Annotated in this window: 24 protein-coding genes; 15 read left to right on the top strand and 9 right to left on the bottom strand. The window is 67.2% G+C overall.

The features are described from left to right. On the top strand, nt 1–846 hold the full coding sequence (locus tag M5E06_RS05875) for an FTR1 family iron permease (RefSeq protein ID WP_109155223.1): 846 nt from the start codon (nt 1–3) through the stop codon (nt 844–846). Nucleotides 847–948: 102 nt separating this feature from the next. Beyond that, a complete protein-coding gene (locus M5E06_RS05870; RefSeq protein WP_252137490.1) occupies nt 949–2745 on the top strand; it encodes a monovalent cation:proton antiporter-2 (CPA2) family protein in 1797 nt (598 codons plus the stop codon). Here the strand turns inward: M5E06_RS05870 and M5E06_RS05865 are convergent. From M5E06_RS05865 to M5E06_RS05855, 3 genes are all read right to left on the bottom strand, one after another. Further along, entirely contained in the window at nt 2742–3539 is a 798-nt protein-coding gene (locus tag M5E06_RS05865) for an ABC transporter ATP-binding protein (RefSeq protein WP_109075399.1), read from the bottom strand. The genes M5E06_RS05870 and M5E06_RS05865 overlap by 4 nt on opposite strands. Then, complete coding sequence (locus tag M5E06_RS05860) at nt 3536–4444, bottom strand: ABC transporter permease (protein ID WP_252137489.1); 909 nt, start codon at nt 4442–4444, stop codon at nt 3536–3538. The genes M5E06_RS05865 and M5E06_RS05860 overlap by 4 nt, the downstream gene beginning before the upstream one ends. Before the next feature lie 175 nt (nt 4445–4619). Then, nucleotides 4620–5600 carry an ABC transporter substrate-binding protein gene (locus M5E06_RS05855; protein WP_252137488.1) on the bottom strand — a complete coding sequence of 327 codons (981 nt, stop codon included), beginning with the start codon at nt 5598–5600 and terminating at the stop codon, nt 4620–4622. Between the two features lie 351 nt (nt 5601–5951). Here M5E06_RS05855 and M5E06_RS05850 point away from each other — a divergent pair, with 351 nt between their 5' ends. Continuing rightward, nucleotides 5952–6332: a DUF983 domain-containing protein gene (locus tag M5E06_RS05850; protein ID WP_109155228.1), complete on the top strand. Its 381-nt coding sequence runs from the start codon at nt 5952–5954 to the stop codon at nt 6330–6332. 139 nt (nt 6333–6471) lie between these two features. On the opposite strand, the gene M5E06_RS05845 is transcribed toward M5E06_RS05850, so the two are convergent. From M5E06_RS05845 to M5E06_RS05835, 3 genes are all read right to left on the bottom strand, one after another. Then, nucleotides 6472–6639 carry an RSP_7527 family protein gene (locus M5E06_RS05845; protein WP_252137487.1) on the bottom strand — a complete coding sequence of 56 codons (168 nt, stop codon included), beginning with the start codon at nt 6637–6639 and terminating at the stop codon, nt 6472–6474. 229 nt (nt 6640–6868) lie between these two features. Then, complete coding sequence (locus M5E06_RS05840; RefSeq protein ID WP_252137486.1) at nt 6869–7264, bottom strand: hypothetical protein; 396 nt, start codon at nt 7262–7264, stop codon at nt 6869–6871. Nucleotides 7265–7303: 39 nt separating this feature from the next. Beyond that, on the bottom strand, nt 7304–8119 hold the full coding sequence (locus tag M5E06_RS05835) for a hypothetical protein (RefSeq protein ID WP_252137485.1): 816 nt from the start codon (nt 8117–8119) through the stop codon (nt 7304–7306). Nucleotides 8120–8237: 118 nt separating this feature from the next. Between M5E06_RS05835 and M5E06_RS05830 the strand changes: the two genes are divergently transcribed. From M5E06_RS05830 to moaE, 8 genes are all read left to right on the top strand, one after another. Beyond that, a complete protein-coding gene (locus M5E06_RS05830; protein WP_252137484.1) occupies nt 8238–9008 on the top strand; it encodes an SDR family oxidoreductase in 771 nt (256 codons plus the stop codon). A 404-nt stretch (nt 9009–9412) separates the two neighbouring features. Then, complete coding sequence (gene uvrC, locus M5E06_RS05825; protein ID WP_252137483.1) at nt 9413–11359, top strand: excinuclease ABC subunit UvrC; 1947 nt, start codon at nt 9413–9415, stop codon at nt 11357–11359. A 78-nt stretch (nt 11360–11437) separates the two neighbouring features. Then, nucleotides 11438–12040 (top strand): CDP-diacylglycerol--glycerol-3-phosphate 3-phosphatidyltransferase, encoded by a 603-nt coding sequence (gene pgsA / locus M5E06_RS05820; protein ID WP_085089472.1) that lies wholly within the window; start codon nt 11438–11440, stop codon nt 12038–12040. A gap of 11 nt (nt 12041–12051) precedes the next feature. Further along, nucleotides 12052–12552, top strand: coding sequence for a molybdopterin-guanine dinucleotide biosynthesis protein B (mobB, locus tag M5E06_RS05815; RefSeq protein WP_252137482.1), 501 nt, complete (start codon nt 12052–12054; stop codon nt 12550–12552). Between the two features lie 38 nt (nt 12553–12590). Then, a complete protein-coding gene (locus M5E06_RS05810; RefSeq protein WP_252137481.1) occupies nt 12591–13262 on the top strand; it encodes an HAD hydrolase-like protein in 672 nt (223 codons plus the stop codon). Nucleotides 13263–13332: 70 nt separating this feature from the next. Then, on the top strand, nt 13333–14586 hold the full coding sequence (gene moeA, locus M5E06_RS05805) for a molybdopterin molybdotransferase MoeA (RefSeq protein WP_252137480.1): 1254 nt from the start codon (nt 13333–13335) through the stop codon (nt 14584–14586). A 10-nt stretch (nt 14587–14596) separates the two neighbouring features. Further along, nucleotides 14597–14848: a molybdopterin converting factor subunit 1 gene (moaD, locus tag M5E06_RS05800; RefSeq protein ID WP_149196930.1), complete on the top strand. Its 252-nt coding sequence runs from the start codon at nt 14597–14599 to the stop codon at nt 14846–14848. 4 nt (nt 14849–14852) lie between these two features. Further along, nucleotides 14853–15305, top strand: coding sequence for a molybdopterin synthase catalytic subunit MoaE (gene moaE, locus M5E06_RS05795; protein ID WP_252137479.1), 453 nt, complete (start codon nt 14853–14855; stop codon nt 15303–15305). Nucleotides 15306–15329: 24 nt separating this feature from the next. Here the strand turns inward: moaE and M5E06_RS05790 are convergent, their stop codons facing one another. Continuing rightward, the gene (locus M5E06_RS05790; RefSeq protein ID WP_085089466.1) at nt 15330–15920 is read right to left on the bottom strand and encodes a YqgE/AlgH family protein; all 591 of its coding nucleotides are present in this window, start codon (nt 15918–15920) and stop codon (nt 15330–15332) included. 194 nt (nt 15921–16114) lie between these two features. Here M5E06_RS05790 and M5E06_RS05785 point away from each other — a divergent pair, with 194 nt between their 5' ends. From M5E06_RS05785 to M5E06_RS05770, 4 genes are all read left to right on the top strand, one after another. Further along, nucleotides 16115–18238, top strand: a complete 2124-nt coding sequence (locus M5E06_RS05785) for a protein-disulfide reductase DsbD family protein (RefSeq protein WP_252137478.1) — start codon at nt 16115–16117, stop codon at nt 18236–18238. An 89-nt stretch (nt 18239–18327) separates the two neighbouring features. Next, nucleotides 18328–18681, top strand: a complete 354-nt coding sequence (locus M5E06_RS05780) for a zinc ribbon domain-containing protein YjdM (protein WP_252138518.1) — start codon at nt 18328–18330, stop codon at nt 18679–18681. A 157-nt stretch (nt 18682–18838) separates the two neighbouring features. Next, nucleotides 18839–19321 (top strand): peroxiredoxin, encoded by a 483-nt coding sequence (locus M5E06_RS05775; RefSeq protein WP_252137477.1) that lies wholly within the window; start codon nt 18839–18841, stop codon nt 19319–19321. 134 nt (nt 19322–19455) lie between these two features. Beyond that, nucleotides 19456–20103, top strand: coding sequence for a hypothetical protein (locus tag M5E06_RS05770; protein WP_252137476.1), 648 nt, complete (start codon nt 19456–19458; stop codon nt 20101–20103). A gap of 28 nt (nt 20104–20131) precedes the next feature. On the opposite strand, the gene rnhA is transcribed toward M5E06_RS05770, so the two are convergent. After that, on the bottom strand, nt 20132–20611 hold the full coding sequence (rnhA, locus tag M5E06_RS05765) for a ribonuclease HI (RefSeq protein WP_252137475.1): 480 nt from the start codon (nt 20609–20611) through the stop codon (nt 20132–20134). A gap of 4 nt (nt 20612–20615) precedes the next feature. Beyond that, on the bottom strand, nt 20616–21599 hold the full coding sequence (locus tag M5E06_RS05760; RefSeq protein ID WP_136705663.1) for a homoserine kinase: 984 nt from the start codon (nt 21597–21599) through the stop codon (nt 20616–20618). Nucleotides 21600–21602: the final 3 nt, after the last annotated feature.

Genomic DNA, 21602 nt, shown 5'->3' with positions numbered 1-21602 from the left:
ATGCTCGCCAGTCTGATCATCGTCTTTCGCGAGGTCCTCGAAGCGGGCCTCATCGTCGGCATCGTGTTGGCCGCGACCCAGGGAGTGCCCGGCCGCGGCCGGTCGATTTCGCTTGGCATCGTCGGCGGCATGGTCGGGTCCTGCATCGTCGCCGCCTTCGCCGACGGCATCAGCTCGCTGTTCGCCGATACCGGGCAGGAGATGTTCAACGCCACCGTCCTGCTGATCGCCGTCGTCATGCTGGCTTGGCACAATGCCTGGATGGCGCAGCATGGCCGCGAACTGGCGCGCGACATGAAGGCGGTCGGCCGTGCGGTGCAAAGCGGGGAGAAATCGCTGGCGGCGCTGGCCATCGTCATCGGTGTCGCCGTGCTGCGCGAAGGGTCGGAGGTGGTGCTGTTCCTGACCGGCATCCTTGCGTCGGAAGAGGGCGGCATCGCCACGGTGGCCACCGGCGGGCTGGGCGGCATGGCGTTGGGCGCGCTGGTCTCCGTCCTGCTTTATGCCGGGCTGCTGCAGATCCCGACGCGGCATCTGTTCGCCACCACCACGTGGCTGCTGACGCTGCTGGCTGCCGGCATGGCCGCCACGGCGGTCAATTTCCTGGCGCAGGGCGGCATCCTGATGGCGGGCGGCACCGTGCTGTGGGACACCTCGGATGTCCTGCGTGACAACAGCCTCGTCGGGCAGGCGCTGCATGTGCTGGTCGGCTACACCGATCGTCCGACGGAGGCGCAGCTGATCGCCTATGTCGGCGTGGTCGTCGGCATCCTCCTGCTGACCCGCTGGGCGGCCAGTGGGGCGCCGCCGTCGAACAACTCGCGCGTGGCTTCCGCGGCCGAATAATCAATAGCATCTGGGTGTATGGCCACGCTGACGGTTAAGTGTCTGGCATCGGCCGTTGAAATCGCGCCATAGTGCCCCTGCGACAGTCGAGCGGCGGGGGACATGGCGGAGCTTGTGACGTTGGTTGTGCTGCTGGCGGCGATGGTGGTCGCCGTGCCGGTGGCAAAAAGGTTCGGGTTCGGTGCGCCGCTCGGCTATCTCGCCGCCGGGCTGGCGGTGGGGCCGGCCGGGCTCGGGCTGGTCACCAATGTGGGGGCGATCGCACACGCCTCCGAACTCGGCGTCGTCATGCTGCTGTTCCTGATCGGGCTGGAGCTGAGGCCCGCCCGCCTGTGGGTCATGCGGAAATCGGTGCTGGGGCTTGGCGGTGTGCAGGTTGCCGTCACCGGCGCCGCGATCACCGCGCTGTGCGGTTGGGGGCTGGGGCTTGCCTGGCCGACGGCTGTGGTTCTGGGCTTCGGCTTTGCCCTGTCCTCCACCGCCATGGCGCTGCCGATGATGGCGGAGCGTGGGCTGCTCGCCAACCAATCCGGGCGCAATGCCTTTTCCGTCCTGCTGTTCCAGGATCTCGCCATCATTCCCGCGGTCGCGCTGCTGCCGCTGTTGGGCAACGGCAGCGTTCCCCAGGCCGACGGTGCGTGGCTGTCCGTCGCCAAGGCGGTGATCGCGATGGTCGTGGTGCTGATCGGCGGACGCTATCTGCTGCGGCCGATCTTCCACGCGGTCGACCGCGCCGGCGCGCCGGAGATCTTCACCGCCACCGCCCTGCTGATCGTTATCGGCACCGCCGTGCTAATCCAGGAGGCCGGGCTGTCGATGTCGCTGGGCGCCTTCATGGCCGGCGTCCTGCTGTCGGATTCGGAATACCGGCACGAGGTTCAGGCGGACATCGAGCCGTTCGAAGGTCTTCTGCTCGGCCTGTTCTTCGTGTCTGTCGGCATGGGCGCCGACGTGCCGACGCTGATGGCGCATCCCGTCCGCTTCCTCGGCCTTGCCGTGGCGCTGCTGGTGGTGAAAGCGCTGGTAATGCTGGTTCTGGCCCGCATCGCCGGGGTGCCCTGGGCCGGGGCGACGCGGATGGCGACGGTGCTGAGCCAGGGCGGCGAGTTCGGCTTCGTGCTGTTCGGGCTGGCGGTCGGCGGCGGGGTGATGGCCGGGGAACAGGCGTCGGCGGCAATGCTGGTGGTCACCCTGTCGATGTTGGCGACGCCGTTCCTGTTCGCGGCGGAGGAGCGCTGGTTCGCGCCGCGCCTGATGTCGGGGAAGCCCAAGCGTCCCTTCGATACCCCGCCCGACGACAACCCACCAGTCATCATCTGCGGCTTCGGCCGGGTGGGGCAGGTGGTCGGCCGCGTGCTGCGGGTGCGCGGCATACCCTTCACCGCGCTGGAGAGCAGCGCGGCCCAGGTCGATTTCGTCCGCAGGTTCGGCAGCAAGGCCTACTACGGTGATCCGACCCGCGTGGAGCTTCTGCGCGCCGCAGGGGCGGAGAAGGCCAAGGTGCTGGTGGTGGCGCTGGACGACATGGAGCAGTCGCTTCGCGTGGTGGAGATGGCGACGCGCCATTTCCCCAACCTGACCATCTTCGCCCGCGCCCGCAATCGCCGCCATGTCCATCATCTGATGGACCGCGGCGTCACCCACATCGTGCGCGAGACTTTCGATTCCAGCTTGCGGATGACCGGCGACGTGCTGCGGCAGATGGGCTTGGCTGAAGGCGAGGTGACGCGGACGCTCGACACCTTCCGTGCCCATGACGAACGGACCCTGGTCCGCCAGCATGCCGTCCATAATGACGAGATCAAGCTGATCCAGACGTCCCGCGATGCCGCGGCGGAGCTTCAGTCGCTGTTCGAGGCGGATCGGGAAGGCGAAGCCAGGACGAAGGCGGAGGCTTAACCGATCAGCAGGCTGTCGTCGCTGATCTCCACCCCGCCGCGCTGCTTGGCGAACAAGGCCAGCAGGTGCGGCACATCCAGCCCGGCGCGCTCCTCGCCCGCCACGTCGAGGACGACGCGGCCCTCGTGCAGCATGAGCGTACGGTCGCCATAGTCCAGCGCCTGCCGCATCGAATGGGTGACCATCAGCGTGGTCAGGCGGTTGTCGCGGACGATGCGCCGGGTCAGGTCCAGCACGAAATCGGCGGTGGCAGGGTCGAGCGCCGCGGTGTGTTCGTCCAGCAGCAGGATCTTGGAGCCGGCCAGCGTCGCCATAAGCAGGCTGACCGCCTGACGCTGCCCGCCGGACAGCAGGCCCATGCGGTCGTGCAGCCGGTTCTCCAGCCCCAGCCCCAGCGCGGCGATGCGGTCGCGGAAGTTTCTGCGGCGGTCGCTGCCCAGAGCGAGAGCGAGGCCGCGGCGGCGTCCGCGGGCGGCGGCCAACGCCATGTTCTCCTCGATGGTCAGGGCGGCGCAGCTGCCGGCCATCGGGTCCTGGAAGACGCGGGCGACTAGACCGGCGCGGCGCGGTGTGTCCCAGCGGGTGACGTCGGTGCCGTCGATGGAGATGCGCCCCTGCTCCGCCAGCACGTCACCGGCCAGCGAGCCGAGGAAGGTCGACTTGCCGGCGCCGTTGGAGCCGATGACGGTGACGAACTCCCCCTCCGGGATGGTCAGGTCGACCCCGCGCAGCGCGTGCTTTTCCAGCGGCGTGCCGCGCCCGAAGGTGACGTGGATGTCCTCGACGACGATCATTTGGCGGCACTCGGGCTGCGGGAGACGTTACGGGAGGCCTTGGCCTTCAGGCGCGGCAGGATCAGGGCGACGGCGACCAGCACCGCGGTCACCAGATTGAGGTCGGAGGCCTGCAGGCCGATGGAGTCCGCCGACAGCGCCAGCTGCACCGCGAGGCGGTAGAGGATCGAACCGGCGACGCAGCCGACCAGCGCCAGAGCCAGAGCGCGGGCGGGCAGCACCGTCTCGCCGACGATGACGGCGGCGAGGCCGACTACGATGGTGCCGATGCCGGTGGTGACGTCGGCGAAACCGTTGGTCTGGGCGAACAGGGCGCCGGCCAGACCGGTCAGGGCGTTGGACAGGGCGATGCCGGCATAGACATGGGCGTCGGTGTCGACGCCCTGCGCCCGCGCCATCCGCGCATTCACGCCGGTCGCCCGCATCGCCAGTCCGAACTCGCTGGACAGGAAGCGGGCTAGCAGCAGCACGACGACCGCGACGATGACGCCGACCACCAGCGGGCGGACGACGTGGTCGGGGATTCCGAGGCCGTAGAAGGGCGTCAGCACCGTGTCCTGCATCAGCAGCGCCACGTTCGGCCGCCCCATGACCCGCAGGTTGACGGAGAACAGGGCGATCATCGTCAGGATGCTGGCGAGCAGATGCAGGATCTTGAAGCGCACGTTCAACGTCGCCGTCACCAGCCCGGCCGCGGCACCCGCGAGGGCGGCGGCGAGGCTGGCGAGCCAGGGGTTGACCCCGGCGATCAAGAGCACCGCGCAGACGGCCGCCCCCAGCGGAAAGCTTCCATCCACCGTCAGGTCGGGGAAGTCCAGGATGCGGAACGACAGATAGACGCCGATGGCGACCAGCGCATAGACGAGGCCGATCTCGATAGCGCCGAAGAGAGCGATTTCAGTCATTGCGGTGCTTTTGAAGGAGGCTTGGAGGAGAGAGTGTATCGCCCCCTCCCTATCCCTCCCCCGCTTACGCGGGAGAGGGGATTGGACTCTTGTCGGCGTTCTGCGGCAGTTCCCTCTCCCACCAAAGGTGGGGGAGGGTTAGGGAGGGGGCAAAGTGCCTTTCCCCAACCGCCGCTTACTGCCCGACCACCTTCGTCGCGCGCTTCACCACCGCGTCGGGCAGGGTGACGCCCATGGCGGCGGCGGATTTCGGGTTTACGAACAGGTCGGTGCCCTTGGCGAGCGACACCGGGATGTTGCCGGGCTTCTCGCCCTTCAGGACGCGGGCGACGATGGCGCCGGTCTGCTTGCCGACCTGGAGATAGTCGAAGCCGATCGAGGCGACGGTGCCGCGGGCGACGCTGTCGGTGTCGGCGGAGAAGATCGGCAGCTTGGCCTGCTGGCCGACGGCGATCACGCTTTCCAGCGCCGAGACGACGGTGTTGTCGAGCGGGATGTAGACGGCATCGGCCTTGCCGACGAGGCTGCGCACCGCCTGCTGGGCGTCCGACGACTTCGGCACGGAGGCCTCGACCACGGTCAGGCCGGCCTTGGCGGCCTCGTCCTTCAGCGCCTTGACCAGCACGATGGAGTTCGGCTCACCCGGATTGTAGAGCACGCCGATGCGCTTGGCCTGGGGCAGGATCTCGCGGATCAGGGCGACATGCTCAGCCACAGGGGCCATGTCGGACAGGCCGGTGATGTTGGCGCCGGGCTTGTCCATCGACTTCACCAACTGGGCTGACACCGGATCGGTCACCGCGGTGAAGACCACGGGAATGTCGCGGGTCGAAGCCGCCACCGCCTGGGCCGACGGGGTGGAGATCGGAACGATCACGTCGGGGCGGGAGCCGGCGAACTGGCGGGCGATCTGGGCGGCGGTGGCCGGGTTGCCCTGCGCGCTCTGATACTCGACCTTCAGGTTCTGGCCCTGGACAAAGCCGGCGTCCTTCAGCGCCTCCACCACGCCGTCGCGCGTCGCGTCGAGCGCCGGGTGCTGGACGATGGCGGTGATGGCGACGGTCTTGGTCTGCGCCATCGCCGACACCGGCATGGCGATCGGGCCGACGAAGGCGGCGAGGGCAGCGGCAGCGCACAACAGGCGGGTGACGGGCATGGCTGGGTCTCCGGAACGCAAAGGTCTTCCCCTAGACCGCGCGGTCGCCGCCGTCAACTCGGCAGCAGGGTTGGGGAGGCTGGAGTTGAACATTTGAAACGCTATGAAACAGAATCCGGGAGATGTTCCATTGTTTCATCCGGCGTCCGATCCATCATATCCCCCCATATCGCCTCTGCGGCGGCAAACAGCCTGCACACTTCATAGCACGGGGCGGCAGACGGGATAAGGACGGCCCGAAAATCCGGCCGGTCGCCACGATCCCGACTCCGCATGCCCGACCTGTCCGCAATCGGGGGTGTGGTTTGGCGGGCAAGAGCCTATATTGTCCGCAACACGGAAGGAGTGGCCATGATCGCAGGAACCGAAGCGGCTCCGTCGAAGTTTCTCGCCTCTTTCCGCGGCCTGATCGGCTGCTGTCCCAATTGCGGGCGCGGCCGGCTGCTGCGGAACTTCCTGAAGCCGGTGGATCACTGTTCGGCCTGCGGCGAGGCCTACGGCCATCTGCGCGCCGACGACGCGCCGCCCTGGATGACCATCCTGATCGTCGGCCATATCGTCATCCCCGCCCTGCTGTTCGTCGAACAGAATTATGAGCCGCCGACCTGGTTGCATCTGGCGATCTGGCCGGCGCTGACCCTGCTGCTGACGCTGATCCTGCTGCCGCGCTGCAAGGGTCTGGTGCTGGGGCTTCTGTGGTGCACCGGCGCGCCGGGGTCGGAACGCGGATAGGCGGTTGGAGAAACCCTGAATGCGAAAACGGCACCGCGCAGCAATGCACGGTGCCGTTTCTCTATCCGGGCCGTTTCTCTATCCGGGCCGTTTCTCTATCCGGCTGGAGCCTCGCCGGTCGGCGGAGGCCCGTCTGCCGTCAGCGCACGCTCGGCAGCGCGGTGCCGTGGCCGGTACGGCCGCCGAACAGGCCGGCGCGCAGCTTGCCGAACAGGTCGCGCAGATGATCGGCGCGCATCTGGCGGGCGGCCAGGATGATCTCGTCGTAGGAACGGGGATCGCGGACTTCGTTGAAATTGATGTTCATGGCTTTGGGAATCTCCACGTGAGGTGAGAGACGTCCACTCCCTTGGGTTCGTATGAGGCGTTGGTTCGCCTTGTGAAACCCAAGATAGGGCAGAGCCGCTGTCCCATGAAGCGCAGTCCGCGCAATGCCGCCCGACCTTTTCCGTATCAGCTTCATCAATCAACGGAGGAGCGAACTATTGTCGACGGCCATGGTCCGTAGCCTTTCCGACAATAGTTCGCCGTGCCGATTACTTGCGGTCCCGTGCCCCGTCGACCGCGACGTTGCGGTCGGAGACGATACGGTCCGACGATCCCCGCTCGGCTCCCCTGGTGTTCTGGCCCTGCGGGTGGTCGGGCTGGCGCGGCGGCAGCGGGCCGGTGCCGAGGCCGCCGGCCTCCTCGCTGCCGGGAATGCCGAAATCCTCGTCGGGCTGGTCGATCGGACCGCCGGCGCCGGGGCCGATGATGCGCTGGAAGCCTTCGATCCGCTCGTCCACGTCGGGATGCTCGACTGTCCGGGGGATGTCCAGCGGGATCTCGCGCTCGTCGATGCCGCCGCTGTCGCTGGGGCCGGTGGCGTTGCCGATGTTGCGGTCATCCCTGGGGCGGTCATCGCTGCTGCGGTTGCGGTCATTGGCGGCCATGGGCGCTCTCCCGTCTGCTGTGTCGAGGTCTCGGTTCCCTCAACAGGGCGGAAGTACACTCGTCACCGTCCGCACATCGAACCAGCCGCCGACGCTGTGGCGCAGATCCTGTCGCCGGTCCTGCTCCGGCGCCGGGGCGATGTCCCACAGCCAGGACATGTCGGGGGCGGGGAGAGCGAGGCCCCAGGTCGAATCCTCCACCTCGGTCACGGTGCCGCCATGCATCCAGGAGGCGTCGATGTCGGTGAACAGGGCCGCGCGTTCGGCGATGGCGGACAGCCAGCACAGATGGCCGTGGACCATGCGCAGGGCGAAGGCCATCCGCTCCGCCTCCGTGGTCGCCGGGGCGCGGCGTTCCACCGCCTCCAGCGGCAGCAGCGGCAGTTGGGACAGCAGGTTGCAGGAGACGGCAAAGCGGAAGGGGCCACCATCGGGAACCGGCGGTTTGAAATCGGTGGGCAGCGGGCCGCCGCTGTCCAGCGCGGCGGCAAGCGGCGCCAGCGCGCCGCTGACGTCCATCTCGACGAGGCGGACATTGGGCAGGGCCGCCGCACGGCGGCGGACGGCGCGGCTGTGGAGGATGTCCACCAGAACCACCTCGTCGAAACGGGCGGTCAGCGTCTCCAGCGGGATCTCGATCAGCAGCCCCGAACCGGCGACCAGCGCGCGCCCACCCGGTTCCACCCGCTGCACCGCCTGATCGATGAAGCGGTGGCAGGCGGCGACATGCGGCGCCCAGGCCCGCTTCTGGCGCCGGTAGCGGGCTCCCAAGGCCACCATTTCCGACAGGTAGCCGAAACGGCGCGCCAGCGGCGGGCAGGGCGTGGTCAGATATTCGAAGGCTTCGCGCAACATCGCCGGCTTACCCCCTCCGCCAACTTCGCCGCCAACGTCGCCATTGGCCCGTTGATCGGCCGCTTTTCCGGCCGTCTCACCCCTTGACCCGCGACGGTGGCAAGGTACCTATGGCGCCATGGTCGAGATCAAGAGGAAAACGGCCCTGGTCACAGGGGCCGGCAAGCGCATCGGGCGGGCCATCGCGCTCGATCTGGCGGGGCAGGGGTGGGACGTCGCCGTCCATTACCGAAGCTCCCGCGATGAGGCCGATGCCGTCGTCGCCGAGATCGAGCGGGCGGGCGGCCGTGCCATGGCCTTCGCCGCCGACCTCGACCGTGAGGCGGAGGTGAAGACGCTGGTGCCGGCGGCGACGGAGCGGCTCGGTCCGCTGACACTGCTGGTCAACAACGCCTCCCGCTTCGAACGCGACGAGATGGCCGACGTCACCCGCGAATCGTGGGACGCGCATATGGAGGCGAACCTGCGGGCTCCCTTCGTGCTGTCGCAGGATTTCGCGTCTCGGTTGCCGGAGGGCGAGCGCGGGCTGATCGTCAACGTCATCGACCAGCGCGTGTGGAATCCGACGCCACACTTCGTGTCCTATACCCTGTCGAAGATGGGGCTGTGGGCGCTGACCCGTACGATGGCGCTGGCGCTGGCACCGCGCATCCGGGTCAACGGCATCGGACCCGGCCCGACCCTGCGCAACGACCGCCAGACGGTGGAGGAGTTCGCCGCCCAGTGGGACTCGACCCCGCTGCAGCGCGGCACCACGCCGGAGGAGATCTGCGCCGCCATCCGCTTCCTGATCGCCGCCCCGGCGATGACCGGCCAGATGATCGCGCTGGACGGTGGGGAGCATCTGGGATGGGCGCAGCCGGCGCATGGCTTCGTGCCCAACGAATAGCGGCGGATTGCAATCCTTAAACAGGGAAAGGCACGTCCGTCCGGAGCCTTGCGGCCGGCGGGGCGGGTGCGGTGCGGCGAAAATGACCGCGCGTTTTACACAGGTGCCCCACCCCGCGCAAGAGGCGCCTGCACGCCCGCGACAATTTTGTGGCCGCGCGTCAATTCCCGCCCTTGACTCACACCTGACCTAAGGAAATCAACGGCTTAACGAAAATGCCTAAAAAATAGGCGGAAGCATGCGACCCGTTGTGGCGCCTAGCTCCGGATGGGCTACCCCCGTCGTTATCGACAAACTTATCCACAGGTTTCGTGGATATTCTTCCGGAGGGGTGAGTCGTTCCGCATGCGTCCTTCGCGTGCCCAACAGTTGACCCGCGACGGCCGCTCGACGACATTCTGGTCATGTCCGAAACGCATTCCTCAGAGCCCCTGGTTTCCTCTTCCGACGCCGATGCCTCGGGCGGTGAGGACGTTGCCGCGCGTCCGAAACGGCGGCCGGCCGACATCGACCGGGGTGTCGAGATCATTCGTGAGCATCTGAAGACCCTGCCGCAGACGCCGGGCGTCTACCGCATGCTGGCGGGTGACGGGGCGGTCCTGTATGTCGGCAAGGCGCGCAACCTGAAGCGCCGGGTGACCAACTACACCCAGGTGGGAAAGCTGCCAGTCAGGCTCCAGCGCATGGTCGCGGAGACCGAGACGATGGAGTTCGTCAACACCCACACCGAGGTGGAGGCGCTGCTTCTCGAATCGAACCTGATCAAGAAGCTGATGCCGCGGTACAACGTGTTGTTGCGGGACGACAAGACCTTTCCGCACATCATGATCACCAAGGACCACGACTATCCGCAGTTGACCAAGCACCGTGGCGCGCGCGGGCGCGATGCCGATTACTTCGGCCCTTTCGCTTCCGCCGGGGCTGTCAACCGGACGATCACGGCGCTGCAGCGCGCCTTCCTGCTGCGCAACTGCGCCGACACGGTGTTCGCCGCCCGCACCCGACCCTGCCTGCAATACCAGATCAAGCGCTGCACCGCGCCCTGCGTCGGCCGAGTCAGCCCGGCGGAGTATCAGGCGCAGGTCGGTCAGGCGCGCGCCTTCCTGTCGGGCAAGAGCCGCGACATCCAGACGGAATTCGCCGACCGGATGATGGCCGCCTCCGACGCGATGGATTTCGAGACGGCGGCGCGCTACCGCGACCGTATCCGCGCGCTGACGGCGATCCAGGCGCACCAGGACATCAATGTCGAGGGGGTGGTGGAGGATGCCGACGTCATCGCCGCCTATGCCGAGGGCGGGGTGACCTGCATCCAGGTCTTCTTCTTCCGCGGCGGCCGCAACTACGGCAACCGCGCCTATTTCCCCAGCCACGACAAGGCGGCGGAGACGGGCGAGGTGCTGGCCGCCTTCATCGCCCAGTTCTACGAGAACAAGGCGGCGCCGCCGCTGGTGCTGGTCAGCCACGCCCTGCCGGAACTGGAGCTGCTGAGCGAGGCGCTGGCCGTGCGCGCCGGGCACAAGGTGGAACTGGCGGAGCCGAAGCGCGGAGAGAAGCGGCGGATCGTCGAACATGCCCTGACCAACGCGCGCGAGGCGCATGGCCGCCGGCTGGCCGAAAGCTCCAGCCAGGCGCGGCTGCTGGAGGGGGTGGCCGCCGCCTTTGGCATGGACGGGCCGCCGGAGCGGGTGGAGGTCTACGACAACTCCCACATCCAGGGGGCGCACGCCATCGGCGCGATGATCGTCGCCGGGCCGGAGGGCTTCATCAAGAACGCCTACCGCAAGTTCAACATCCGTGAGCAGGGCGCGGCGGGCGACGACTTCGCCATGATGCGCGAGGTGCTGACCCGCCGATTCGGCCGGGCGGTGAAGGAGGACCCGGAGCGCACCTTGGGGACATGGCCCGATCTGGTGCTGATCGACGGCGGCCTGGGGCAGCTGAACGTGGCGTTGGAGGTGTTCGCGGAGCTGGGCATCGATGACGTGACGCTGGTCGGCATCGCCAAGGGACCGGACCGCGACGCCGGTCGCGAGCATTTCTTCATGGAAAACCGCCCGCCCTTCCAGATGGAGCCGCGCGACCCGGTGCTGTATTTCCTGCAGCGGCTGCGCGACGAGGCCCACCGCTTCGCCATCGGCACCCACCGGGCCAAGCGGACCAAGGCCATCGGCAAATCGCCGATCGACGAGATCGCCGGCATCGGTCCCGCCCGCAAGAAGGCTCTGCTGCATCACTTCGGCAGCGGGGCGGCGGTGGCGCGCGCCGGGCTGGCCGATCTGGAGGCGGTGGAAGGGATCAATCGCGCCGTTGCGAAAAAGATATACGATCACTTCCATCCCGATGGTTAGAATGCGGGCACAACAAACCAGCCGGCGCTCTCACGGGCGCCGTGCGGCGACATCCTCCAGCGGTTCGAGTTTTCCGTCATGCTGACCAGCCTGCCCAACCTGCTGACCCTGTCGCGAATCGCGGTGATCCCGGTGGTGGTCGGGCTGTTCTATGTGCCGGAGGCCTGGGCGGCCTATACCGCGTGCTCGCTCTATGCCGCCGCCTGCATCACCGACTGGTTCGACGGCTATCTGGCGCGCGCCTGGGCGCAGGAAAGCGTGATCGGCAAGTTCCTGGATCCCATCGCCGACAAGCTGCTGGTGGCGGCGACCCTCATCATGCTGGCGGGGTTCCACCGGCTGACCGGCCTGTCGATCCTGCCGGCGGTGGTGATCCTGCTGCGCGAGGTGCTGGTGTCGGGCCTGCGCGAGTATCTGGCCGGCCTGCATGTCGGCGTGCCGGTGACCTGGCTGGCGAAATGGAAGACGACGATCCAGATGATCGCGCTGGGTTTCCTGATCGTCGGCGATTATGGTCCGGCGGAACTGCCGGTGACCTTCATCGGCACGGTCGGGCTGTGGATCGCCGCGGCGCTGACCTTCTACACCGGGTGGGATTACATGCGCGCCGGGCTGACCCACATGATGGCGGAACAGCCGGCGAAGCCCGGCACCGCCCGTTCGGCCCGCAGCGCCGGTTGAGAGTTTCCGACATGAAGATTTTCGGCCTTACCGGCTGGAGCGGCAGCGGCAAGACCTCGCTGATGGTGCGGCTGATCCCGGCGCTGACGGCGCGGGGCCTGCGCGTGTCGACGGTCAAGCACGCCCACAAGGGCTTCGACATCGACCATCCCGGCAAGGACAGCCACAACCATCGCTTGGCCGGCGCCACGGAGGTGCTGGTCAGCTCCCCCCGGCGCTGGGCCCTGATGCACGAGCTGCGCGACGGCGAGCCGGAGCTGACGCTGGAGCAACTGATCGGCAAGGTGGCGCCGGTCGATCTGCTGCTGGTCGAGGGCTTCAAGCGCGACCGCCACGAAAAGATCGAGGTCTGGCGGGCCGAGGTGGACAAGGCGCTGATCGCGCCCGACGATCCCACCATCGTCGCGGTCGCCAGCGACGGCGCGGTGCCGGGATGTCCGGTGCCGGTGCTGGACCTGAACGATGCCGAGGCGGTTGCGGCGTTCGTGGTGGCGAGGTGCGGGTTGGGGTGAGGCCCCGCCTTCGCTGATTTGACATACCAAGAGACGACATGGACACCGCACATTCCCACATGCCGCAGGCGCTCGATCGCCGCGGCTATCGGCTTGCCGTCTTCGATTTCGACGGCACGCTGGCCGACTCGTTTCCCTGGTTCATCGGCGTGCTGAACGGCGTCGCCGACCGCTATGGCTTCAACCGGGTGCAGGCGGACGAGGTGGAGCGGTTGCGCGGCTATGACGCGCGGCAGATCATGCGGCACCTGCGGGTGCCGAACTGGAAGCTGCCCTTCATCGCCAACCACATGCGGCAACTGATGGCGCGCGACATCGACAATATCCGGCTGTTCGACGGTGTGCCGGAGATGCTTCGGGCGTTGAGCGACCGCGGCGTGACCGTCGCCATCGTCAGTTCGAACTCGGCGGAGAACATCCGCGGTATTTTGGGACCGGAGGCGGCTGGGCGGGTGGCGCATTACGGCTGCGGCGCCTCGCTGTTCGGCAAGGCGGCGAAGTTCAGCAAGATGCTGCGCATGACCGGTGTGCCGGCGGAGCTTGCCGTCGGCATCGGTGATGAGGTGCGTGACATCGACGCGGCGCGCAAGCTGGGCATGGGCTGCGCCGCTGTCTCCTGGGGCTATGCGCGCGAGGATGCTCTGGCGGCGCGGCGGCCGGACCGGTTGCTGACGCGCGTGGAGGAAATCCCCGGGCTGTTCGGCGGCTGAATGCCACGTCCCGGAAAGGACGCCTTTTCCCCCTTCGCAGCGGATGCCGCGGCGGACTAGAGTGGCGACCATGGTGCAACTCGACAATGATTGCTTCGCCTTCGGCGGGCCGATGATGGCGGTGGAGCCGGCGCTGGCTCTGCTGGCCGGGCGGGTCGGGCCGGTGACGGCGACGGAGACCGTGCCGCTGGCGGATGCGCTCGGCCGGGTGCTGGCCGCCGATCTGGTGGCGCCCTTCAACGTGCCGCCGCACGACAATGCCGCGGTGGACGGCTATGCCGTGTTCTTCGACGATCTGGCTGCCGATCAGCCGACCGTGCTGCCGGTGACGGCGCGGGTCGCCGCCGGGCAGTGGCTGGGCCGGCCGGCGGTGCGGGGGGAGGTGGTGCGCATCTTCACCGGCGCGCCGATGCCCGCGGGCATGGACACCGTCTTCATGCAGGAGGACTGCCGCAGCGACGGTACCACCGTCACCCTTCCGGCGGGCATCCGCCGCGGCGTGAACCGCCGGCTGGCGGGTGAGGACGTACGCGAAGGGTCGGTGGTGCTGGCCGCGGGACGGCGCCTGCGGCCGGAGGACATCGCGCTTGCGGCGTCGCTGGGGCATCCGACGTTGGCGGTGCGCTGCCGGCTGCGGGTGGCGGTGTTCTCGACCGGCGACGAGTTGCGGCAGCCGGGGCAGGTGCTGGAGCCCGGCGCCGTCTATGACGCCAACCGCTTTGCCCTGATCGCGCTGCTGACCCGGCTGGGTTGCGCCGTCACCGACCTCGGCATCCTGCCCGACCGGTTCGAGACGATCCGCGATGCGCTGGCGGAGGCGGCGATGAGCCATGACGCGCTGATCACCTCCGGCGGCATGTCCACCGGGGAGGAGGATCACGTCAAACCGGCGGTCGAGGCCAATGGGCGGCTGGATTTCTGGCGGCTGGCGATCAAGCCGGGCCGGCCGGTGGCGCTGGGCCGTGTGCGCGGCGCCGTGTTCGTCGGGCTGCCGGGCAATCCGGTCGCGGTGGTGGTGACCTTCCTGCGCATCGCCCGGCCGATCCTGCTGCGGCTGATGGGGGCGGCGGACGAGACGCCGCAGTCGATCCCGGTGCGTGCGAGCTTCGCCCACAAGAAGAAGCCGGGGCGGCGCGAGTTCCTGCGCGGTTCGTTGGCCCGTGGCGAGGACGGTGCGCTGGTGGCGGCGAAATACCCGCGCGACGGTGCCGGTGTGCTGTCGTCGCTGGTGGAGTCCGAGGGCCTGATCGAGTTGCCGGAGGATCTGGCCGGGGTCGAGCCCGGCATGACCGTCGATTTCCTGCCTTTCAAAGAATTCCTGTAGAGGTCGCGTGATGAAGATTCTCTATTTCGCCTGGCTGCGCAGCAAGATCGGCGTGCCGACCGAGACCGTGGAGTTGCCGGCGGAGGTGACTACGGCCGGCGCTCTGGTCGAATGGCTGAAGACCCGCAGCCCGCGCCATGCCGAGGCGCTGGCCAACAGCAAGGTGGTCAAGGTGGCGGTGAACCAGGAGCATGTGCCCTACGACCACCCGATCTCCGCGACCGATGAGATTGCGCTGTTCCCGCCGGTGACGGGGGGCTGACGGCATGGCGATCCGCGTCCAGGCCGAGGATTTCGACGTCGGCGTCGAATACGCCGCCTTCACCGCCGGTCGAACCAGCGTCGGCGGGGTGGCGATGTTTGTCGGGCTGGTGCGCGACATCGCCGGCGGCGCTGCCGTCAGCGCCATGACGCTGGAGCATTATCCCGGCATGACCGAGAAGCAGTTGGAAGCCATCGAGGAGGAGGCGCGGCGCCGCTGGCCGCTGGACGATGTGCTGGTGATCCACCGCTATGGCCGGATGGAGCCGGGGGACCGCATCGTGATGGTCGCCACCGCCTCGGCGCACCGCGACGCCGCCTTCGAGTCCTGTCGTTTCCTGATGGACTGGCTGAAGACGAAGGCGCCGTTCTGGAAGCTGGAAGCGACACCAGAGGGCGAACGCTGGGTCGAGGCCAAGGAAAGCGACGACGCGGCAGCGGCACGGTGGGCGGAATAATCTGTCAGGCGGGCGAGGGCGCGCTCAGGCGTGCCCGGCCTCGCCCGACAGCATGGAGACGCTGACGCCCAGCTTGCCGATGGCGCGCTCCCACTTGGCGTCCAGGTCGGTGTCGAACAGCAGCTTTTCGTCGCAGGGCACGTTCAGCCAGCCGTTGGCCTGGAATTCGGCGTCCAGTTGGCCCGGGCCCCAGCCGGCATAGCCCAGCAGCAGCAGGTTGCGGCGCGGGCCGCGGTCTTCGGAGATGGCCCGCAGGATGTCGATGGTGGCGGTCAGGGCCACGTCGTCGTTCACCACCAGCGTGCCGTCGCGGACATAGTCGGTGGAGTGCAGGACAAAGCCGCGGCCCGACTCGACCGGACCGCCGTAATGCACCGGCAGATTGTGGGTCGGCTGCGGGATGTCCATGTCGAGCTGTTCCAGCAAATCCTCGAACGTGATCGACCCGAACAGCCGGTTCACCACCAGACCCATTGCGCCGTCTTCATTGTGGGCGCACACATAGATGACCGTGCGCTGGAAACGCGGGTCCTCCATTCCGGGCATGGCGATCAGCAGCTGGCCGGTCAGCGATTCCGTGGTCTTGGAGTCCGGAGACTTGGTCAGACGCGGCATGGGCGATTATCCTTGTCGTCGGTTCGGTGCGGAAGACCGCCCCCGTCCCTACGGTCGGTTGTGGTTGGCGCTCTGGCGACGCTTTCACCGGAGTGTGACAGCACCGGCCGAGCTTTGTCACCATTATATGGGCTATCATATAGGGTGTCGGGGACGCCGATGCGCCCCTTCCAGGGAAGAGAACAGTGCGCGCGATGAAAAGACATGCCCTCGTCCTCCTGCTGCTTCTGGCCGTGCTGGCCGGCGGCGCCGTACCTGCTTTTGCCCAGGGCACTGGGGCAGGGGGCGGGATCGGCGCCTGGATCAAGGCCGGGCCGGTGGAGGCGCGGCTGGTGTCCGCGGTGCGAGGCACCGGTGACCTGACGGCGCTGCCGCTGGGGCTGGAATTGCGGCTGGAGCCGGGGTGGAAGACCTATTGGCGTTCCCCCGGCGATGCCGGATTCGCGCCGCGCCTGGACTGGAGCCGCTCGGGCAACCTGGGCGAGGCGACGCTGTCCTATCCGGCGCCGCACCGTTTCTCCGTTCTGGGATTCGAGACGGCGGGATACGATACCGCCGTGCTGTTCCCGATCCAGGGGACGCCGACGACTCCCGGCAAGCCCGTCGATCTGGCGCTGACCGCCGAACTGCTGGTCTGTTCGGAGATCTGCGTGCCGCAGACGCTTGACCTCGCGCTTGCGCTGCCGGCCGGGCCGGCGAACCCGAGCGAGGTCGCCAATGACGTGGCGCGCGCGCAGGCGCTGGTGCCGAAGGGGCCGAACGGGCTGCTGCGCATCGACTCCGTGCGCGGCAACGGGGCGTCGCTGGAGGTGGAGGCGACCGCCGCCGACGGCTTCATCACCCCCGACCTGTTCGTCGAGACCGATCCGGCCCTGACCTTCTCCGCCCCCAAGACGGTCTTTTCCGACAACGACCGCCATGTCCGCCTGACCCTGACGGTGACCGACCCGCAGCCGGGGCTGAATCTGGCCGGGCGCGCGCTGACGTTGACCCTGATCGACGGTGACAAGGCGGTCGAGGCGCCGGTCACGGCATCAGCATCGGCGTCGGCCGGTGGCGCCGCGCCAACTCCCGGCAGCGTCGGTCTGGCGGCGATGCTCGGGGTGGCGCTGCTGGGCGGGCTGATTCTGAACCTGATGCCGTGCGTGCTGCCGGTGCTGTCGCTGAAGCTGATGTCGGTGGTCAAGCATGGCGGTCGGGCGCCCGCCGCGGTGCGCGCCGGCTTCCTGGCGAGCGCGGCCGGCATCCTCACTTCTTTCCTGCTGATGGCCTCGGTTCTGGTCGGCGTCAAGGCGGCGGGCGGGGCGGTCGGCTGGGGCATCCAGTTCCAGCAGCCGCTGTTCCTGGTCTTCATGGTCGTGCTGGTCACGCTGTTCTCGGCCAATTTGTGGGGGCTGTTCGAAGTTCCGCTGCCGCGCGCGCTGGCCGACCGGCTGGGCGGCGACGGGCTGGCCGGGCCGTTCGCCACCGGCATGTTCGCGACCCTGCTGGCGACGCCCTGTTCGGCGCCGTTCCTCGGCACAGCGGTCGGATTCGCGCTGTCCAAGGGGCCGGTGGAGGTCTACGCGATCTTCGCGGCTTTGGGCGTCGGGCTGGCGCTGCCTTATCTGGCGGTGGCGGCTTGGCCGCGGGTGGCCGGCTGGCTGCCGCGGCCTGGACGCTGGATGGCGAAGCTGAAAATCGTGTTGGGCTTCGCGCTGATGCTGACGGCGGTTTGGTTGCTGTCGGTGCTGACCGCGCAGATCGGCGAGGTGGCTGCCGCCACCGTCGGGCTGCTGATGGCGGGGCTGGTGCTGGCGCTGTGGGTCGGGCGGAGTGCCCGAGGCGTGACGCGGACTGCCGGCCCGGCGCTGGCCGGTGTGCTGGCGGTCGCCGCCTTCGCCATGCCGGCGGCGGTCGGTCCGTCGGCCGGTGCGGCTCCGGTGGTCAGCGACAGCAAGGCGCGCTGGGTGCCCTTCGTCGAATCGACGATCCGCGACCATGTCGCCACCGGCCGCACCGTCTTCGTCGACGTGACCGCCGACTGGTGCATCACCTGCCAAGCCAACAAGAAGCTGGTGTTGAACCGTGGTGAGGTCGCCGAGCGGCTGGAGGACAAGGGCGTGGTGGCGATGCGGGCGGACTGGACCCGGCCGGACGCGACGATCGCGAAGTTCCTGTCCGACCATGGCCGCTACGGCATCCCCTTCAACATCGTCTACGGTCCCGGCGCGCCGGACGGCATCGCCCTGCCGGAACTGCTGAGCGACGGGGTCGTGCTGGAGGCGTTGAGCAAGGCGGCGGGGAAGGAGGCGGCGACGGCGGGCAAGTCGTCGTGACCCTAATCCGGAAAAGGCCTATGGCCGTTGCGGCTATTCTGCGGTAACAGGGCGGCTCCGGGAGCTTCTCCCGCGCCATGAGGACGATGATGGACGATCAGATCAACTGCCCGCAGTGCAACTCCGAGAACGCCTATAACGACGGCAGCCTGTGGAACTGCCCCGACTGCGGCCATGAATGGAACCCCGACACGGCCGTCGCCGCGGTGGATGCCGATGCGGGGCAGGGCGTGCGCGACGCCAACGGCAACCCGCTGGCCGACGGTGACAGCGTCACGGTCATCAAGGACCTGAAGGTCAAGGGATCGTCCCTGGTGGTCAAGGGCGGGACCAAGGTGAAGAACATCCGTCTGACGGACGGCGCCGACGGCCACAACATCGCCTGCAAGATCGACGGCATCGGCGCCATGAACCTGAAGTCGGAGTTCGTGAAGAAGGCGTGACCTTGGCGGTCTAATGCCAAGCGGATAGTCGGGCCAACCGCGCCTTGCGGCCATCCGCCGCGGGGGATAGAAGGGATGCAGGGCCGGGCTCCGCAACGAGGGTCCGGCCGAACCCGGAAAACGGGTCAGACCCATAAAATCGGAAGGGTTAGAGACGATGAGCATCCAGGTTGGCGATACCATTCCGTCCGTCACGCTGAAGTGGCTGACCGACAACGGCATGCAGGAAGTGACGACGGACGAGCTGTTCAAGGGCAAGAAGGTCGTCCTGTTCTCCGTCCCCGGCGCCTTCACCCCGACCTGCTCCGCCAAGCATCTGCCGGGCTTCGTCCAGCAGGCCGACGCGCTGAAGGTGAAGGGCGTCGACAGCATCATCTGCCTCGCCGTCAACGATCCCTTCGTGATGCGCGCCTGGGGTGACAAGGGTGGCGTCGGCGACAAGGTGAAGATGCTGCCGGACGGCAATGCCACCTTCACCACGGCTCTCGGCCTGACCATGGACGGTTCCGCCCACGGCCTGGGCACCCGCGGCCAGCGCTTCGCCCTGGTGGCGGAGGACGGCAAGGTCACCCACGTCGCCGTAGAGGCCCCCGGCAAGTTCGAGGTGTCGTCGGCCGAAGCGGTGCTGGAGAAGGTTTGATCTCATAGCTTGAGTGCAGAGGTATGGCGTCTCTGCTGAGTTTGCTGCGCCTCTCTCCGTTAATACGAATACGAGATTGACAGCAAAAGAGTTCTCCCAAAGGATTGCGCTGCTATCCTTTGGGAGTAACCCTTATGGCATTGGCTCTAAATGCGTTGATCAAGTGCGTCCACAATTCATTGGAAGAGGTTTGCAACGAATTTCAGGAGATCAGCGGCATCAGTTGCGATCAAATGCCCGAATATCTTTTGACGGCCGGATTGTACCGTAGTCTGAAGAAATTGAAGTCGGTCGGTTGGGTCAAGCCGGAAGCCAACATAAGACAGTCAATGGGTGAAGCCGGTGCTTTAGGACGAGGTAAATTTCCTGAAGCGCTTAACGCATCCGGGCGGTTTGATATTTTTGTTTATGACACTTCCGGTGCGCCGATCGGTGCTATTGAAGTAAAAAATGCGATCAATTCTCATGCTAACATTGCGAGCGACATTTCCCGTTTGCGATCTGCTTTAATGAAATCGCCAAACAGTTCAACTATTCAGTATGTTGGGATGGCATTTCTGGTGGCAAACGGAGACGGCGCGCGTAAATCCGCAGGTGACAGAGTTGACACCAGGGCGCACAACATAGGGGAAACTTGTTTTAGACTCGATTACCAGCGAGCCAAAGAAGGAATTTACCGTTATGGCGAGGATGGAGGTCCCGAGTCTTACAGCTATAGAATTTCTGAAGCTGATGACGAATCGTTCCGATTTGCCTCTTGTTTCTGGGCTATGACACGATGAGGTTGAGTAACGTATTCGAGGTTATGCCCTAAACTTGTGATTTTCGCACGTCGGCCACGCCACGGCGCGCCAGTTCGTCGGCGCGTTCGTTCTCGGGGTGGCCGGCGTGGCCGCGGACCCAGTGGAATTCGATCTCGTGCTGCCGCTTCGCCTCTTCCAGGCGCTGCCACAGGTCGACGTTCTTCACCGGCTTCTTGTCGGCGGTCAGCCAACCCTTGGCCTTCCAGCCATGGATCCATTTGGTGATGCCGTTCTTCACATATTCGCTGTCGGTGAAGAGGCGGACGGTCACCGGCTTCTTCAACGCTTCCAGCGCCATGATGGCGGCCATCAGTTCCATGCGGTTGTTGGTGGTCGCCGGTTCGCCGCCATACAGCTCCTTCTCCACCTCGCCATAGCGCAGGATGGCGCCCCAGCCGCCGGGGCCGGGATTTCCGCTGCAGGCACCGTCGGTGAAGATGTCGACTGTCTTGAGACCGGCTTCGGTCGAGGAGGTGGTGTCGGTCATTCAGTCAGGCCCCGCCCACGTCCGAATCGTCGAGGAAATAGTCGCCCAGCCCGCGGACCGACTGGTGGAAGCGCAGCTTGCGCAGATATTCCAGCGGATCCTTCGGCCGGACGAAGGCGCCCGGCGGGTGGTTCAGCCAGTCGTAGAGGCGGGTCAGCAGGAAGCGCACCGCGCTGCCTCGGCACAGCCAGGGCAGGGCATCCAGTTCCTCGCGGGACAGCGGCCGGACCTTGCGATAGTTGGACAGCAGCAGCCGGGCCTTGGTGGCGTTGAACGACCCGTCGATCTCGAAGCACCAGGCGTTGATGCAGATCGCCACGTCGTAGACGAAGAAGTCGTTGCAGGCGAAATAGAAATCGATCAGGCCGGACAGGCTGTCGCCGCGGAAGAAGACGTTGTCCGGGAACAGGTCGGCATGGATGACGCCGGCCGGCAGCCCGACCGGCCAGTTGGCCTCCAGCGCCGCCAGTTCGGTCTCCAGCGTCGCGCGCAGGCCGGGGGCAACCTCGTCGGCACGCTCGGCCGACTTGGCGAACAGATCCTTCCAGCCGGGCAGGGCCAGCGCGTTCGGCCGTTCCATGCGGAAGTCGCCGACCGCCAGATGCAGGCGGGCCAGCGCCTCGCCCAACTGGGCGCAGTGCTGCGGCATGATCCGGCGCGGCCACATGCCGGCCAGGAAGGTGACGATCACCGCCGGGCGGCCGCACAGCTCGCGCAGGGCCACGCCGTCGCGACCCGCCACCGGCAGCGGGCAGGCGATGCCCTTTTCCGCCAGATGCTCCATCAGGCCGAGGAAGAAGGGCAGATCCTCCTTCCGCGTGCGCTTCTCGTAGAGCGTCAGGATGTAGGGTCCGCGTTCGGTCACCAGCAGGAAGTTGGAATTCTCCACCCCCTCCGCGATGCCCTTGCACGACAGCACCGCGCCCAGATCGTACTGGGCGGCGAAGGTGCTGAGATCCTCGTCGGTGACTTCGGTGTATACGGCCATGAT

Source organism: Azospirillum sp. A1-3 (assembly GCF_023806445.1).
GTDB lineage: Bacteria > Pseudomonadota > Alphaproteobacteria > Azospirillales > Azospirillaceae > Azospirillum.
Note: the sequence above shows the minus strand (reverse complement) of the source record. Positions and strands in the feature narration are given on the sequence as shown.

Coding starts and splice junctions, on each gene's coding strand:
- M5E06_RS05840 (WP_252137486.1), bottom strand. CDS start 7,264: ATGGCCGCCAATGACCGCAACCGCAGCAGCGATGACCGCCCCAGGGAT.
- M5E06_RS05870 (WP_252137490.1), top strand. CDS start 949: ATGGCGGAGCTTGTGACGTTGGTTGTGCTGCTGGCGGCGATGGTGGTC.
- pgsA (WP_085089472.1), top strand. CDS start 11,438: ATGCTGACCAGCCTGCCCAACCTGCTGACCCTGTCGCGAATCGCGGTG.
- mobB (WP_252137482.1), top strand. CDS start 12,052: ATGAAGATTTTCGGCCTTACCGGCTGGAGCGGCAGCGGCAAGACCTCG.
- M5E06_RS05775 (WP_252137477.1), top strand. CDS start 18,839: ATGAGCATCCAGGTTGGCGATACCATTCCGTCCGTCACGCTGAAGTGG.
- M5E06_RS05855 (WP_252137488.1), bottom strand. CDS start 5,600: ATGCCCGTCACCCGCCTGTTGTGCGCTGCCGCTGCCCTCGCCGCCTTC.
- M5E06_RS05830 (WP_252137484.1), top strand. CDS start 8,238: ATGGTCGAGATCAAGAGGAAAACGGCCCTGGTCACAGGGGCCGGCAAG.
- M5E06_RS05780 (WP_252138518.1), top strand. CDS start 18,328: ATGGACGATCAGATCAACTGCCCGCAGTGCAACTCCGAGAACGCCTAT.
- M5E06_RS05860 (WP_252137489.1), bottom strand. CDS start 4,444: ATGACTGAAATCGCTCTCTTCGGCGCTATCGAGATCGGCCTCGTCTAT.
- M5E06_RS05845 (WP_252137487.1), bottom strand. CDS start 6,639: ATGAACATCAATTTCAACGAAGTCCGCGATCCCCGTTCCTACGACGAG.
- moaE (WP_252137479.1), top strand. CDS start 14,853: ATGGCGATCCGCGTCCAGGCCGAGGATTTCGACGTCGGCGTCGAATAC.
- M5E06_RS05760 (WP_136705663.1), bottom strand. CDS start 21,599: ATGGCCGTATACACCGAAGTCACCGACGAGGATCTCAGCACCTTCGCC.
- M5E06_RS05790 (WP_085089466.1), bottom strand. CDS start 15,920: ATGCCGCGTCTGACCAAGTCTCCGGACTCCAAGACCACGGAATCGCTG.
- M5E06_RS05865 (WP_109075399.1), bottom strand. CDS start 3,539: ATGATCGTCGTCGAGGACATCCACGTCACCTTCGGGCGCGGCACGCCG.
- M5E06_RS05785 (WP_252137478.1), top strand. CDS start 16,115: ATGAAAAGACATGCCCTCGTCCTCCTGCTGCTTCTGGCCGTGCTGGCC.
- M5E06_RS05835 (WP_252137485.1), bottom strand. CDS start 8,119: ATGTTGCGCGAAGCCTTCGAATATCTGACCACGCCCTGCCCGCCGCTG.
- rnhA (WP_252137475.1), bottom strand. CDS start 20,611: ATGACCGACACCACCTCCTCGACCGAAGCCGGTCTCAAGACAGTCGAC.
- uvrC (WP_252137483.1), top strand. CDS start 9,413: ATGTCCGAAACGCATTCCTCAGAGCCCCTGGTTTCCTCTTCCGACGCC.
- M5E06_RS05810 (WP_252137481.1), top strand. CDS start 12,591: ATGGACACCGCACATTCCCACATGCCGCAGGCGCTCGATCGCCGCGGC.
- M5E06_RS05850 (WP_109155228.1), top strand. CDS start 5,952: ATGATCGCAGGAACCGAAGCGGCTCCGTCGAAGTTTCTCGCCTCTTTC.
- M5E06_RS05770 (WP_252137476.1), top strand. CDS start 19,456: ATGGCATTGGCTCTAAATGCGTTGATCAAGTGCGTCCACAATTCATTG.
- moeA (WP_252137480.1), top strand. CDS start 13,333: ATGGTGCAACTCGACAATGATTGCTTCGCCTTCGGCGGGCCGATGATG.
- moaD (WP_149196930.1), top strand. CDS start 14,597: ATGAAGATTCTCTATTTCGCCTGGCTGCGCAGCAAGATCGGCGTGCCG.
- M5E06_RS05875 (WP_109155223.1), top strand. CDS start 1: ATGCTCGCCAGTCTGATCATCGTCTTTCGCGAGGTCCTCGAAGCGGGC.